Annotated in this window: 9 protein-coding genes and 5 pseudogenes; 6 read left to right on the top strand and 8 right to left on the bottom strand. The window is 70.1% G+C overall.

Features of this window, described 5'->3' with window-relative positions; genetic code table 11:
• Positions 1-624: 624 nt before the first annotated feature.
• The 3 genes and pseudogenes from OHT74_RS40135 to OHT74_RS40125 form a co-directional block, all read right to left on the bottom strand.
• Positions 625-1,362 carry an IS3 family transposase gene (locus OHT74_RS40135; RefSeq protein ID WP_328623128.1) on the bottom strand — a complete coding sequence of 246 codons (738 nt, stop codon included), beginning with the start codon at positions 1,360-1,362 and terminating at the stop codon, positions 625-627.
• Between the two features lie 340 nt (positions 1,363-1,702).
• Positions 1,703-2,728: pseudogene (locus tag OHT74_RS40130) on the bottom strand (IS4 family transposase); the annotation flags it as partial.
• 360 nt (positions 2,729-3,088) lie between these two features.
• The gene (locus OHT74_RS40125; protein ID WP_443047662.1) at positions 3,089-3,400 is read right to left on the bottom strand and encodes a transposase; all 312 of its coding nucleotides are present in this window, start codon (positions 3,398-3,400) and stop codon (positions 3,089-3,091) included.
• A 71-nt stretch (positions 3,401-3,471) separates the two neighbouring features.
• On the opposite strand from OHT74_RS40125, the pseudogene OHT74_RS40120 reads away from it, so the two are divergent.
• A pseudogene (locus OHT74_RS40120) lies at positions 3,472-3,864 on the top strand (LysR substrate-binding domain-containing protein); the annotation flags it as partial.
• Between the two features lie 221 nt (positions 3,865-4,085).
• Here OHT74_RS40120 and OHT74_RS40115 read toward each other — a convergent pair.
• The 4 genes and pseudogenes from OHT74_RS40115 to OHT74_RS40100 form a co-directional block, all read right to left on the bottom strand.
• Positions 4,086-4,757: a TetR/AcrR family transcriptional regulator gene (locus tag OHT74_RS40115; protein WP_266673795.1), complete on the bottom strand. Its 672-nt coding sequence runs from the start codon at positions 4,755-4,757 to the stop codon at positions 4,086-4,088.
• A gap of 64 nt (positions 4,758-4,821) precedes the next feature.
• The gene (locus OHT74_RS40110; RefSeq protein ID WP_328623126.1) at positions 4,822-6,024 is read right to left on the bottom strand and encodes a cytochrome P450 family protein; all 1,203 of its coding nucleotides are present in this window, start codon (positions 6,022-6,024) and stop codon (positions 4,822-4,824) included.
• Between the two features lie 140 nt (positions 6,025-6,164).
• Positions 6,165-7,405, bottom strand: a pseudogene (locus tag OHT74_RS40105) (NAD(P)/FAD-dependent oxidoreductase).
• Positions 7,406-7,523: 118 nt separating this feature from the next.
• The gene (locus OHT74_RS40100) at positions 7,524-8,363 is read right to left on the bottom strand and encodes a patatin-like phospholipase family protein (protein WP_328623125.1); all 840 of its coding nucleotides are present in this window, start codon (positions 8,361-8,363) and stop codon (positions 7,524-7,526) included.
• Between the two features lie 398 nt (positions 8,364-8,761).
• On the opposite strand from OHT74_RS40100, the gene OHT74_RS40095 reads away from it, so the two are divergent.
• The 4 genes and pseudogenes from OHT74_RS40095 to OHT74_RS42325 form a co-directional block, all read left to right on the top strand.
• Positions 8,762-9,286, top strand: a complete 525-nt coding sequence (locus OHT74_RS40095; RefSeq protein WP_328623124.1) for a hypothetical protein — start codon at positions 8,762-8,764, stop codon at positions 9,284-9,286.
• Positions 9,287-9,676: 390 nt separating this feature from the next.
• Positions 9,677-9,952 carry a hypothetical protein gene (locus OHT74_RS40090; RefSeq protein ID WP_328623123.1) on the top strand — a complete coding sequence of 92 codons (276 nt, stop codon included), beginning with the start codon at positions 9,677-9,679 and terminating at the stop codon, positions 9,950-9,952.
• 1,026 nt (positions 9,953-10,978) lie between these two features.
• Positions 10,979-12,061, top strand: a complete 1,083-nt coding sequence (locus OHT74_RS40085) for a GNAT family N-acetyltransferase (protein ID WP_328623122.1) — start codon at positions 10,979-10,981, stop codon at positions 12,059-12,061.
• 103 nt (positions 12,062-12,164) lie between these two features.
• Positions 12,165-12,410, top strand: a pseudogene (locus OHT74_RS42325) (GFA family protein); the annotation flags it as partial.
• Between the two features lie 132 nt (positions 12,411-12,542).
• Here the strand turns inward: OHT74_RS42325 and OHT74_RS40080 are convergent.
• Complete coding sequence (locus tag OHT74_RS40080; protein ID WP_328623121.1) at positions 12,543-13,574, bottom strand: HEAT repeat domain-containing protein; 1,032 nt, start codon at positions 13,572-13,574, stop codon at positions 12,543-12,545.
• A 166-nt stretch (positions 13,575-13,740) separates the two neighbouring features.
• On the opposite strand from OHT74_RS40080, the pseudogene OHT74_RS40075 reads away from it, so the two are divergent.
• Positions 13,741-14,169: pseudogene (locus tag OHT74_RS40075) on the top strand (transposase); the annotation flags it as partial.
• Between the last annotated feature and the right edge of the window lies 1 nt (position 14,170).

The following is a 14,170-nucleotide window of genomic DNA, read 5'->3' as shown; positions in this document are numbered from 1 at the left end:
CGGGGGCGACCCTGCACGACAGCCAGGCCCTTGCACTCTCGTCCGCGGCATACCGCCCATCGGGTCGCGATGTCTCTTGGAGCCAGCTTGTCTGTGACTGTTACACAACGGCGCTTTGACCGGCTTCGCCGTATTCAGGGTTTGGATCCCGAGCGGGACTACGAGGAGATCTGGCAGCTGGTCACCGCGTGCGAGTTCCCGTGGGATTACTGGCAGTCGGTATCCCTGGCCTTCTTCCGTACCCTTCGCGATCCCGTCCATCAGCGCCCTGCTGGAGGAGACCGGCGAGATTGCCGGCCACACCTAAAAACGCGCGGACGACACCCTGCTGATCACGTACGAGATGGGCCGCCTGGGCCTGGAGAGCCCCGAAGGGCGGGCATATCTGCGGCGCATGAACCAGATGCACCGGCGCTACGTCATCGGCAACGACGACAACCTGTACACCATCGCGCTGTTTATCGTCACGCCGGTGCAGTGGATCAACCGGTTCGGCTGGCGCCGGCTGACTGCACGAGCAGCGGGCACTGACCAACTACGGCAGGCGCCTGGCCCAGCTCATGGGCATCAAGGACGTCCCGGCCACCTTCGCCGACGGGCCTTGACCCCGGATTTTGAACACGTCTATGTGGCTTGGGTCAGGGTAGTTGCTGTTGGTTGGAAGTCGTTCTCGTGGGCGATCGGGGACCGCTGGCCGAGTCGGGAGTGCCTGCGTCGGGTGTTGTATCGGGTCAGCCAGCGGAAGGCATCGAGCCTGGCCTCACGCTCGCTCGACCAGGCCTTCCGGCCTTTGAGCGTCTCCCTCTTGAAGGCAGCATTGAAGCTCTCCGCGGCGGCGTTGTCGGCGCTGGACCCGATCGCTCCCATGCTCTGCCGGACCCCTGCTGACCTGCAGATTTCAGCGAAGGCCCTGCTCGTGTATTGCGAGCCGTGGTCGGTGTGCATCACCGCTCCGGCCAGGCTCCCTCGGGTCCGCTCGGCGGCCGCCAGGGCGTCGATGACGAGCTCTGTGCGCATGTGGTCGGCGATCGCCCACCCGGCCAGCCGGCGTGAGGCGAGGTCGATGACGGTCGCGAGGTAGAGCGGCTTCGCGCCGCTGACCGGCAGGTATGTGATGTCGCCGACGTACCTTCTGTTCACCTCTGCCGCGGTGAAGTCACGGCCGATCAGATCCGGCGCCTTCGCCGCGGCCGGGTCCGGGGTGGTGGTCCGGTGCCGGCGGCGCAGACGGACTCCCTCCAGCCCGATGGTCCGCATGATCCTCGCGACGCGTTTGTGGTTGATCGGTATCCCCTCGTCGCGGAGTTCGGCGGTGATCCTGGGGGCTCCGTAGGTCAATGCCGGGAAGCGTAGCTTGATCATCTCGTGGGTTCGGTCGGTGTGCGGTGGTGGTCGCGGCGGATTGACCTGGGATGATTTCGATCCGGTACTCGACGATTTTCCTGCTGTGGCTGTCTGGCCCGACGGGTTTCGATGGGTAGATGGCGTTGGGCCGCTTCACTGCCCGGGGGCAGACACGCAGGCGCCGTTCAGCCGGGTGCAGGTTCGCCAGCAGTGTTGCGGTCGTCTCGGCGAGGTGGGTAGCGATCTGTGCTGTGGTGCGAATCGGGGTGTCTCTGGCGACGGTCAGGGCGATGGTGAAGGAGAGCCGGTCGGCATCGAGCCCGTGGTCTGCAGCGGTGGTCGTGATGGTGCGGCGGATTGCCTGGTGGGTGACGAGATACGCCCAGATCTCCTGGTTGACCAGCGTCGGTGTCGTCGATCGCAGCACGGCGCGTGGCCCGCGCTGGGTGATCTTCAAGTCCCGGAACTGGAGCTCGGATTCCCACCGCTGGGGATACAGGGCGGCCAGCTCGGCGGCCGGGTAGGCCGCATGGTCCAGCGAGTGGTGATGAGCCGGTGGGGCTCGCGGCGCCGCGAGCCGTCGGCGGCCTCGATGACGACCGCCATCTCGACCACCCGGACCCGCACCCGAGCGAGGCCTCCCTGCCAGGGCTTTCCAGATGTTCTTGTGTGCGTGACGGGTCGCGAGCCATGAGCCGTCGGGCAGGATTTCATCGGGCACCAGCAGCACGGCCGCTGAGATCCGCCAGAGGAGATGGGTCCCGCAGGCGGCGGCGTCGACCCACAACAGCCAGCCCGGGAAACCCCGGTCGGCCAGCACCAGCATCCCCGGGCGCATACGGTCCAGCAGGCGCCGTGTCAGGTCCTGTTCACAGACCCGGCGGACGTCGAATGCCGCCCCGAGCAGCGCCCGGGTCCCACACTCGATCAGTGCGACCACGTGGACCTGGGGGAACGCTGCGATACGCCGCTGATTGCGGGTGCGGCCGAACACCGCGTTCACCGCGGTGTCGGCGACCTCGAGATACGTGCCGTCCACCGAGGCCAGCCGAAGTCCCCGCCAGAACACCCCCGGCATCGTGGCCGTGCCGACGGGCCCGGCGATCCGCTCGAACAGTAACCGGAACGGCTCCGGGCCCAGCGTGAGGCGGCGCTGCCTCAGCGCCGAGGAGGAAACCTGCTGGCCACGCGCGGCCAGACGCGCCGTCCCGCCGGCCAGCTTCGACAGCACCGACCGGTAGCCGTCTCGCGGGAACACGGTCAACGCGAGCACGAAGAACACGCACGTCAATGCAGACAGCTTGTCGGCACTACGCCGATCGCCACGGCCGGAGGCCGCCAACGAATCGGTGACCATCTGCCGTGTCACAACCTGGCGCAACACCCCCAACTGCCCCGTCGCGCGCGCCGGCTCGTCTATGCCACACTGCCAGGACAACGATGCTCCTGTTCTGAACAAAACGATCGTGGTAGATCGCTCGTTCTAAGGAGCATCGCTGCATTCAGGGCCCGAACCCACAAGATGATCAAGCTACGCTTCCCGGCATTGCTCCGTAGGTGCCGCCGGAGTCCTGGTGGACCTTGCGTATCCGGGCAGCGAGCCAGGCCTCGGCGGTCTGCCGGGCCGCTCTTGCGGCCGCGGTGCGGCGACAGTAATAGAAGCTCGAGCGGGAGAGGCCGAGGATGTCGCAGAGCCGCTTCACGCCGTGCCGGCGCTGGTGATCTTCAACGAACTGGCAGCGGTTCACCAGCGCGTCTCCGCCGCGAAATACCGGGCCGCCTTGCGGAGGATGTCGCGTTCTTCCTCCAGCTCACGGATCCTCTTACGGGCTTCGGCCAGCTCCGCCTGAACGTCGTCGCCATCTGACGTCGCCGCGGTCGCCAGCACGGAGTGGGATCCGGTACGCCGCCCGTCGGAGGCCCGGATCCAGTTCCGCAGTGTCTCGGTGTTCACTCCGAGATCGCCGGCCACCGACTTGATCGTCGCTCCTGGCCTCGACCGGTACAACGCGACCGCGTCCGCCTTGAACTCGGCGGGGTAATGCTTCATCCCCACAGGGACTCCGTTCTCCTGGACCACCAAGGTCCAAGTCTCTCCGGTGTCCAAAATCCGGGGTCAGGGCCCATATCGCGCTGACCCGCGCTCCGTTCGACGAGACCGGCCTCACGGTGCACGAGCTGCGCTCCGACCCGGTGGGAGCCGTGCTCCGCTCCGACGACCCGCTGGCCCGCCATGACCGCCTGATGCTGGCCGATCTGGCGGACCGGCAGTGGTTCCAGTTCCCGGACGGCACCGACCCGCTCTGGCGCACGTACTGGAACGGCGGCGAGCCCCGCCAGGGCCCGGTCGTGCGCGCCGTACAGGAGTGCCTGCAGGCCGTGCTCTGGAACGGCACCGTCGGCATGCCCCCCCTCGGACACAAGCCACCCGAGGAGCTGGCCGTGATACCGGTGACGGACATGGCGTCGAGCCGCGTGGTAGTGGCGTGGAAGGTGGGCGACACGAACCCGCTCATTCGTCCGGATCGCGACCACGGCCTATCGAGGCTGAGCCCTGCGGCTCCGCTCGGCCGGACGTGCGGGCGAAGTCGGCGGGTGTGCGGCCGTACAGGCTCTCGAACGCTCGGATGAAGTGGCTGCTGTGTGGTGAAGACGCCTGGGGAGTGGCTGAGAGCGGGTCCTGGCTGCCCCGAGCGCCGGCAGGGGCGGGGGGCGCGGAGCCGAATCGAGGCGGGAGCCGCTCAGGTCGGGCGGTGGGGGCCCAGGTCGAGGAGGACTGCAGCCAGTTGCTCCGCGGTGAGGCCCGGCGCGGGCAGGTCCGACGGGGGGCGCGTCGCGGCGCGCAAGCCGTCCAGGAACAGGGTCAGTTGCCGGCGCCAGGCGTGAGGTGGCCCCGCGGCTGCCAAGGAGGGGACCGAGCGGCCGAGCGTGGCCAGGCTCAGGAGCATGTCCTCGACGGTGACGTCGGGGCGCATCGCGCCGTCACGCTGGGCACGGTCCACGAGCAGGGCGATCGTTTCGTGGTTGTGGACGTGGACGGCGTCGAGGGAGGTCACCCCTTCGATCGGGGTCGTCATCAGGTCGTTGACGCCCCGGTCCGCTGCCAGCACGGTGAAGACCGCCTCCAGGTAGGAGGCCAGCCCCGCCCAGGGATCGGCTGCGCCACGGGCCTCTTCCCCGGCGTCGACCGTGCCCTGGAGCGCGTCCCGGAACACGGCGTCGATGAGGGCGGCGCGGGTGGGGAAGTGCCGGTACAGGGTAGCGTTTCCGACGCCGGCCCGGCGGGCGATCTCGTCGAGGCGGGCGTCCAGGCCCTGGGCGGCGAAGGCCTTGCGTGCGGCGGCTAGCAGCAGCTCGCGGTTGCGCCGCGCGTCACGTCGTACCGGCGCAGGCCGTTCCGTGCCCGGGGTCACTGTCCACTCCTCGCGTCGCCGGTGCCCACGTACGGTACGGATGCTAGCGCCATCGGTGGCGGCGTCACGTGGGGAGCCGCCGTGACCAGCGCACCGGCAGGGCGGCGACGCCCCTGAGCATGGTGCTCGGGCGGCGTACGAGGGAGTCGGGTTCGGTGGCCAGGGCGAGGTCCGGCAGCCGCCGCAGCAAGGTCGCCACGGCGATGCGGCCTTCGACCCGGGCGAGCGGCGCACCCAGGCAGTGGTGGATGCCGTGGCCGAACGCAAGGTGTCCCCGGGCGGCGCGGCGGATGTCGAAGCGGTCGGGGTCGGCGAAGTGCTCGGGATCGCGGGAGGCCGCGGCCAGGGAGAGCATCACGCTGTCGCCGGCCGGGATCCGGACCCCCGCGATCTCCAGGGGTTCCGCGGCGAACCGGAACGCCGCCGCGGTGACGGGCCCGTCGTGGCGGAGCATCTCCTCGACGGCGCCGTCGAGGAGGCCGGGGTCCGCCCGTAGTGCGGCGAGCTGGTCGGGGTGGCGCAGCAGGTTGAGGACACCGCCCGAGATGAGGTTGACCGTGGTCTCGTGCCCGGCGACCAGCAGCAGGAAGGCCATGCCGAGCAGTTCCTCGGCACGGAGCCCGTCGGGTGCCGCGGAGGCCCCGACGAGGGCGCTCATCAGGTCCGGCCCGGGATCACCGGCCTTGGCGGCGATGAGCGCGGCGAAGTATGCACTCATCTCCCCGGCGGCGGCGCCCGCCGCGGCGGGTGAGGACGGTGCGACGAGCTCGGTCGACCAGGTATGGAAGAGGTGCTGGTCCTGGACGGGGACTCCGAGCAGCTCGCAGATGACAGTGAGCGGCAGTGGCAGCGCGTAGTGCGCGACCAGGTCGACGGTCCCGGTCGGCGGGAGGGCGTCGAGGAGGCCGTCGGCGATCTGCTGCACGCGCGGCCGCATCGCCTCGATCCGGCCGGCGGTGAACTCGCGTGCGACCAGGGCGCGCAGGCGGGTGTGCCGGGGGGCGTCGGTCTGCAGCATGTTCAGCCCGATGGCGTTGCCGCCGTCGCTCTCCCACGTCGCGGAGTGCCGTATGTCGTTGCGCAGGCGGGGGTCCGTGAGCGCGGCGCGCACCGCGTCGCGGCCGAGGACCAGCCATACGTCACCGCTCCCGGGGATGTGGACGCGGTGGACAGGGCCCTTCTCGCGCAGTGCGGCGTGGACGGGGTGCGGGTCGGCGGTGAAGTCGGCGCCCGTGGGGGTGAGTTCATCGAGGGTCGGGGCAGGCATGGTGTTCCTCTGGTTCTCGGTGGGACGTTCTGGTGGGTGGCGGTGCGGGGCGGGGGCGGGGCGGGGCGGGGATCCACCGTGGGGGCTGCCGTCGAGCCTTCCGTGGATCGGGATGCGTTCCCCGTCCGGATCGGGGCCAGTCAGACGGGCGACGGGAGGTCGGCCCGGGGTGCGGCGCTCTCGGCCTGTACGAGCCGCGCGGCCCGCGGCCGCCCCGCCCGGCGCCCGGTGCCGCCGCGCTCCATGAGGTGGAGCTTGTAGCCTCCCTGCCTGTCGGCCTCGTCGGCGAGGTGCTTGACGACCCCCGTGCAGACTGCCTCCTTGAGCTTCGCCCCGTGACGGCCGCCGGCCTTGAACCGGACCGCGGTGTCGAACCGGTCGGCGTACTGGAACGCCCCGGTGCCCCGGCTCAGGCTGATGCACTGGGCGCCGAAGGGCTGGTTGAGCACGGCGGGCGGTTCGCCCCCGATCAGGCTGAGCACGGTATCGGCGGCCCGGGCCCCATCGGCCTGGCGGCCTGGCATCTCATCCGCAGCGGCAGACGCGACGGTGCCGCCGAGTCACCGGCCGCGACGATACGGCCGTCGTCCACGCTGATCAGTGTCTCGTCGGTGAGCAGACGGCCCTCGGGGTCGCTGCTCAGCCCGCTACGTACGGCCAGGTCCGGGACGGCGAAGCCGGCGGTCCACACGGTCACCCCGCTCGCCACCTCACGGCCGTCGGCGAGCGACACGGCGGCCCGGGTCACGGCTGTCACCTTCGTTCCGGAGCCTTCGAGCACGCTCACCCCGGGCTTCGCGAGGCGGCCGGCGACCGAGCGCCGGCCGCGGGGGTGCAGGTACGGTCCGAGAGCCCGCCGCGGACCAGCGTTACGACGCGGCCCTCCTCGGCCGGTTCGGCGGCGGTCGCGATGCCGCTCGGGCCGGCGCCGACCACCGTCACCGCGGCCGTCGCCGGCGCGGCCTCCAGGACCGGCCGCAGCCTGACGGCCTCCTCAGCGGCCTCCTCAAGGGTGGCGAGCGGGTGGGCGAACTCCGCGGCTCCGGGAACCGCCGGGTCGGCGCTGCCGCTGCCGACCGCGTAGACCAGGTAGTCGTATGACAGTGTGCCGCCGCCCGCGAGGATGGAGACCGCGGTCGGCGGCGTCGATCCGGGTGACGGTGTCCACGACCAGCCGTACGCGTTCGGTCGGCAGGTCCTCGTACGCGAGGAGCGCGCTGTCCGTCCCGCCGACCAGCTGGTGCAGCCGGATCCGGCGGACGAACGTGGGGCGCGGATTGACCAGGGTGACCCTCACATCGCCGCGCCGGGTGAGGCGGTTGGCCGCCATGGCGCCCGCGTAACCGCCACCGATCACCACGACGTTGGTGTTGCCGTTCATGATCACACTCCGGTTCGAGGGGGGCGGCGCAAGGAGCCGCACGGGTGGTTGCCCATGGGGTGGGCGGCGGCCCGTCGGGAGCGGCGGACGCCGTTGCGCTCCGTACGCGTCCGGTGCATCAGGGGGTCCACACCGCGCGGACGGTGTCCGCGCAGGAGGCCGCCTGGGCACGGCCGGCCCGGGCGGCGGCCGTACGGCGGGTCTGGTCGAGCATGTTGCGGCCGAAGGCCCTGCGGGCCGCGCGGTCGGGGGTGAGGACCACCACCAGCGCACCGTTGGCGGCGAGTTCGGCCCCCTGGGCGGTGGCGCTCGGGTGGGGACCGACGGCTTCGGGGATCGGGGTGACGGCGACGACCCGGCGAGCGCCGCGGGCCAGGTGCACGTTGGCCGTGGAGCGGCTGCCTCCGTCCATCCATCGGCCGCCGGCGACCGATACGGGCGGCCAGACCACCGGCACCGCGCAGCTCGCCGCCACGGCGTCGGGCAGAGCGATGCCCGAGGCGGAGTCGAACGTCGCCAGTTGCCCGCTGCGGGCGTCGACGGCGGTCAGCCGCAGGTCGGCGGCGGGCCAGTCGCGTACGCCCGCCAGGAGGGCGGCGACCGCTTCGTGCACGGCCGACTCGGGGACGGTGCGGGAGGCCAGCGCGGCCCGCCCGAGGCGCTGGGCGGAACGTTGCGGATCGCGTGAGCCGAGTGCGGCCCACAGGAAACGGGCCGTCTGGCGCAGCGTGACGGTGACGTCGAGTTCCGGGGCTCCGTCGAGTTCTTCGCGGTACATCTCCTCGGCCCGTATGCCGGAGGTGAGCCGCGCACCGACCACGGAGCCGGCGGAGGTCCCGATCGTCACGTCGGCGCCGGAGAGGTCAAGGCCCTCCTCGGCCAGCCCGGCCAGCATTCCGACCGTCCAGGCGAGCCCGACCGCTCCCCCGCCACCGAGTACCAAAGCCGTGGTCGTCATGATCCTCCGCCCCCTCCCGCATCCAAAACGGGGATCGGTCCCCGTTTTGCTGACAGGCAGGACGGTAGCACGGAAAGCGGGGAGCAGACCCCGTTTCTTGCAGGCGGGCAGCCCGGGCGCGTAGCCGGCGCGGGACTGCGGGATCGCGGATCGGCAGCCACATCACCACGACGCACGCATCGGTAGAGCAGAAGGTGCGGCCCGAACCGCCCTGGCGGTACAGGGACCGCTCCCGTCCTGCGCTACGTCAGCACCGACGACACCGGCGCCATCACTGTGGTCCCTGCCGGGCGCCGAGCAGTATGTGTGAGACTCCCTCTGAATGATCACTCGGGGGGAGTTTCGCGTTGAACGCGCTGTTGAAGAGGGTGTAGATCGGGCTGGCCGCGACCTTGATCGTGAGTCTGGCCTCCGTGGCCCTGCCGGACCAGATCCAGATAGACGACGAGGGGCGCATCCACCTGGGCGCGCCCACGCCGTCCCCATCCACGGCGGCGCGCGCACCGGAGTCCACGTCACCGCCCCTCACACGGGACGCCGTGGACGAGGTGATCCGGACCGCGGTCAGCGCGGCGGGCCTCGACCCGGCGCAGGGCCGCCCGACCGGCGCGGCCGGCGCCAACTCGAACAGGACGGGCTGGATGGCCGTCCGCGAGAAGACCGCCGCACAGTCGGAGGTGAACACGATCTGCGCCGACCTGGAGCGCCAGGGCTGGACGCTGAACCCGAACGGCGACCGCCCCGACGCCTCCCGCAGCTACAAGCGCGGGGGCTGGCACCTGCTGGTGAGCACGCGCGGGAAGACCCAGGCGCCGTCCACCACCTCGACCTTGACCGACTCACAGACCTACCTGACCCTGACCGGGCTCCAGCTGAACCTCTCCGACATACCCCTCCCCGAGACCACCGTCCGCATCGGCTGACCCTCACGGAGGAGTCGGCACACCCCTGGACCCGTTCGCCGCCCGGACCGACATCCAGAAGATGCAGGCCAGGAGCCAGGCCTTCCGCGACCTTCGCTTCTGAACCCACACGCTCGCGCGGCGGGCCGGCGCGCCGCGCGAGCGGCCCGCCTGGTCGAGCGCTCACGCACACTGCCACGAACCTGTTCGACAAACCCCGGGATGCTGTCGAAACTCGGCGATATCGTCTTCCTCGTCAGCGCGACGCTCTCGCATTCAGACAGCAGACGCTCTCGCTACTCGGGTTCGGGTCCACTTCCTGTGGAGGCTCACGGAAAGTGATGTCAGTGGGGTGTGGTGGTATGGCCTGACTCCGTCGTTGACCTGTTGAGAGGCCACTGTGATGCCCTGATGCCCGTATATCCGTCTCTGACCCGCGCATTGGCCGAGGCTTTGGTCGGTGTCCTGTGGTTCATCGAGGGCAGTGACGACGAAGAGATGGATCCGGACAACGCCGTGAAGGTGCTGGAGGGCATCGCGCATCTGTTCACCCAGCTGTCGAGTGATCAACGGCAGGAGTTGCTCGATCTGCTCGGGGCGATGGCCGAAGAGGAGTCCGACCCGGCCCGGCGGGAGTTCCTGGAAGGGTTCCCGGAGAGTTTCGGGCTTGTTGAGGATGCGACCTGACTGGCCGTCAAGGTAGAGCAGGACGCGCTTGCGTAGGAGCAGGGGCCAGCCTCACCACAGTTGCAGGAAGCTCCGGAGTCAAAGCCGTCCAGAGCCCGAGCGTCCACATCCGACGGATCCGCCTCCGTCCGCAGCGCCAACGCCTCCGCCGGTGCAAGGACCTCATCGCTGAGATGTCCGAAGCGTCGGGCGGTATGCACCAGGCACAGGCCGGCCAGCCCGAGCAGAGGACTGCCCGGCACAGCCCGTGTCCCGACCTGGACACACCAGTGCTCAACGAACTCCCGGTCGTCGTCGTTCAGCGCACTCCCGACCAGAACGCTCGCCGCCTCACCCTCGTACGAGCGGTCACGCAGAGCCGCTCCAAGGCCTCGGCTGCCACCTCATGGTCCTCAAAGCGCAGATGAGAGTGCATCCCGCGAGACTACGCGTCCCGCACCGCCATCCGAACGAAACGCCCGAGCCCACAGGCCAGTGTGGGTTCGGCATGCCGTCATCGCTCATGTGCGCCCGCCTCCAGATCTCGTTCCAGCCGTACGGGATCTCCGGCACGAGCCGGTGCCGCCGCTCGCACGGACACGGCTCCGGCGCCCACGCGCACCGGCCGCACAGCTCGACCCATCCGTGCCCGGTCGAGTGGGGCTCCAGCGGTCCCCTCGTCCCCGCAAGCCGGGCAGCCGGGCAGCCGGGCAGCTCAGCGCCGTTCAGAAGCGCGTTCCGCCGCCGGACGTACGCGGACAGTCGCAGCGACGGATGGCGGAACGGGGCGTCGTACCAGGCGCGGTCCGTTCCCTCCCACTAGCTCCGCAGCCACCACGGCCGAGGGTTCGCTAGTAGGCGGTCAGCACGACGGGCACGGCGGAGGCGAGGGGCACGGGAGGAAAGCGACCGATCCTTCAGGGGCAACGGGGAACGGGCCGGCACCAGGCCGCACCCATCTCTATATCCTGCGACGTCATGGCAACGCCTCCGAGTTGCCGAGGAAAATCATTGGGCTGACCGACTTGCTGCAGGCATGATCGACTCGTGGACACCTACCTGAAGACCGAGCGCCTGGCCCTGCGCCGCTTCACTGCCGATGACTCGGACCTGCTGATCGAGCTGGACAGCGACCCGGCGGTGATGCGCTACCTGACCGGCGGCAATCCGACCGCGCCGGGACTCGTCCGTGAGCGCGACCTGCCGAAAATCCTCGCTGGTTACGAGAAGTGGGGCGGCGACCTCGGACTATTCGCCGCGCACGAGAAGGACGGCGGCGCGTTCATCGGCTGGTTCCACCTGCGTCCCGAGCCGGAGGGCCCGCTGGACGAAGCCGAACTCGGCTACCGGCTGCGACAGGCGGCTTGGGGCAAGGGTTATGCCACCGAGGGCTCGCGGGCCTTGCTGGGCAAGGCGTTCACAGAGCTCGGTGTGCGCATGGTCTGGGCTGCGACGATGTCCGTGAACCACGGTTCGCGCAACATCATGGAGAAGCTCGAAATGACGCTCGCGGACACCCTGGACCCTGCCCACCGCCGACACCACGGCGCCAACGTCTCAGGAGGCCCGATGACGAGCTCACCCACGCCCGCAGGACCGCCGGAGCTCGCCGCCGGCCGCTGGCCGGAGCAGTTCGAGGAGCACATGGCCGGGATCGGCTGCCCGATGTGCGGCAACGACTTCGACGCCCAGGACATCGGGTGGGGAATCCTGCTGCGCCGAGGCGAAGTCGCCAACGCCTACCTGTGGCGGTCCGGACAGATCCGCGGCTACTGCGTCCTGATCTACCGGGACGCTCACGTCGCCGAACCCACTCAGCTTCCGGACGCGGCAGCGGCCGCTTTCTCCCGGGAGACCCTGGCCCTCGGCCGTGCCATCGAGGCCGATTACCGGCCTCTGAAGACCAACTACTGCACCCTCGGCAACGTTTTGCCCCATCTGCACACGCACGTGAACCCGCGGTACACGGCAGGGGTCGACCCTGGCCCGGGCGGGCCCCTGCCTTTCACGTTCCTCGACGAAGGCCGCCAGCAGGAGAAACAACTCCAGCACGACGCGGCCCGCCTCCGCTTGCTCCTCGACCCGGCGATCTGCCTCACCCGCCTCGACGCGGACTCGGGGCGCAACTGAGAGCGGCAAGTCCAGAGACGACCCGCAGCCGTGCAACCGCACGCTCACCCCGGCACCCACGTTCATCCCGTTCAGCGCAGCAAATCGACAAGGGAGTCGACGCATGACCACAACCATCAGGGCCACTCCGCGCACCGGGCGCTGTCAGTGCCGGGACATCCAGTTCACGGTCACCGGCGAGCCCGATTACGTCCATACCTGCAGTTGCGAGCACTGCCAGGTCCTGTCCGGCGGCCCGATGATGTCCTGGGTCTCTTTCCCCCTGGATGGCCTGAAGTGGACCGGCGCCGGGAGCGAGCCTGCCTGGCACTACACCTGGCCGGACTCCCGCCGAGGATTCTGCCCGAGGTGCGTTATGCAAGCGGAACGCTTGTCCAGAGATGTGGTGTCTCACGGATGGCGCGGTACGAACGCGTGGTGCCGGGCCGACAGCTGCCAGGGTAAGAAGCTGGCGTGTCATACACGCCGCCCACCACCGCCATCAGCAATTTGGCGCCCACGGGTCGTCGTACCCGGCCGGGTCGGGCTGTTCGGGATGGAGCATCTCTCGGATGCAGTGTCGCAGCCCCGTCTCGCCGGACCTGCTGGCAGCGGCCATCCAGGGCAGGGCGTCCATAGCGTGGGCGCGCTCGTCGGAGGCGAGGTCGTCGACGGCGGCGTAAAGATCGTCAGGGGTGGGTTCGTCGGTGAGGCAGAGCCAGCCGATCACGGCGGCCAGTCGGACCTCAGGTACCTGTGTCCGGTCCCGCCACAGCTCTCGCATCCACTCGGTGGTCGGTGGGTGGGGCTGGTTACGGGTGGCTTCGGCGGTGGCGAGGACCATGGCGGCACGGACGATCGGGTCTTGTTCGGCGCCGAGCCGGGTGCGGAAGGCGGCGCGGACCGCGCGGTCGGAGTCGGCGGCGGTCGCCAGCGCGTAGGCGGCGCGGATGCGGGTTGCGGGGCTGGGGTCGTTGAGGAGGGGCAGCAGGAGGGCGGTGTCGGCGGTGATCGCGGCCCGGGCGGCGGCGACCGACCAGCCTGCCGGGTAGCCGGTCACCTCGACGCCGTAATCGTCGTAGAGGGTGTCGTCCCGGGTGTCGGCGCGGTGGAGCAGAAGTTCGTTGCGGGAGGCGACGCCGAAGTGGCGGGCGCGGGCAGGGGAGGAGACTTCAGCGAGCGCGTCGGCACGGTGGGGGTGGCGGGTGTCGGCGGCTATCCGGATCAGGAACGGTACGGCGAGCACGGTCGCGGCCCGCATGTCGTTGGCGCACATGCCGCTCACAACGCCCGTTCCCGTGCGAAGGGGAGAGTCGCCGGTGTGCAGCAGGTGAACGGCATCTCTGACGTGATCCCCCTGTGGGAAGTGCTCCCAGGGGACTTCGTCGAGCAGGAATCCGTCCGTGGCCTCGGGCCGAATAGCGGCCGCCACCGCCCGCACGTCGAACGGGCCGCCCACGAACGAGGACAGTTCCGCCCCGTCCACCAACGCCCGGCACATCGCGAACGTCGGATCGGTCCGCCACGCGCCCACGTCACACCCCCATCTCATCGCCGATTCTAGTTGGAGCCGATCATGCCCGAGCGGGCCGGACTCGGTGCCGAAGTGCTGCGATTGCGCCGCGAGGCGGGCACCAGGCTGGCCATTTCCGAGGCAGGACGCGAGGACGGGTGATCATCAGGCCCGGTTGCTCGAGGCCGCCCTCGACGAACAGACCGTCGTGGTCCCGGAAACCGGCACCCTCGACGTGGTCATCCCGTCCCTGGCCCGCTCGCCGCGGCCCGTGACCAGCGCCGGGCCCCGGAAGGACCGGCTTCCCCAGCGCCGCCCACCTCGCCTCCTACGCCGGCCTCGCGCCGACGACGAAGCCGTCGGGGACCTCGATCCACGGCGAACAAACACCCAAAGGAGGAAACCGGCAGCTCAAACGCGCCATGTTCCTCTCCGCCTTCGCCTGCATGAACGCCGACCCGGGCTCCCGCACCTACTACGACCGGCAAAGAGCCCGCGGCAAAACCCACACCCAAGCCCTCCTCCGCCTCGCCCGCCAACGCATCAGCGTCCTCTTCGCCATGCTCCGCGACGCACCCTCTACGAATCCCGGACCCCCAGCGTCACTGCCGCATGAC

This window comes from Streptomyces sp. NBC_00354 (assembly GCF_036106915.1).
In the GTDB taxonomy this organism is placed as follows: domain Bacteria; phylum Actinomycetota; class Actinomycetes; order Streptomycetales; family Streptomycetaceae; genus Streptomyces.
This window is presented reverse-complemented; position numbering and strand designations above follow the sequence as displayed.

Excerpts from the sequence above, each read along its gene's own strand:
- OHT74_RS40135 (WP_328623128.1), bottom strand. The coding sequence starts at position 1,362 with ATGATCAAGCTACGCTTCCCGGCATTGACCTACGGAGCCCCCAGGATC.
- OHT74_RS40110 (WP_328623126.1), bottom strand. The coding sequence starts at position 6,024 with ATGCCTGCCCCGACCCTCGATGAACTCACCCCCACGGGCGCCGACTTC.
- OHT74_RS40100 (WP_328623125.1), bottom strand. The coding sequence starts at position 8,363 with ATGACGACCACGGCTTTGGTACTCGGTGGCGGGGGAGCGGTCGGGCTC.
- OHT74_RS40090 (WP_328623123.1), top strand. The coding sequence starts at position 9,677 with ATGCCCGTATATCCGTCTCTGACCCGCGCATTGGCCGAGGCTTTGGTC.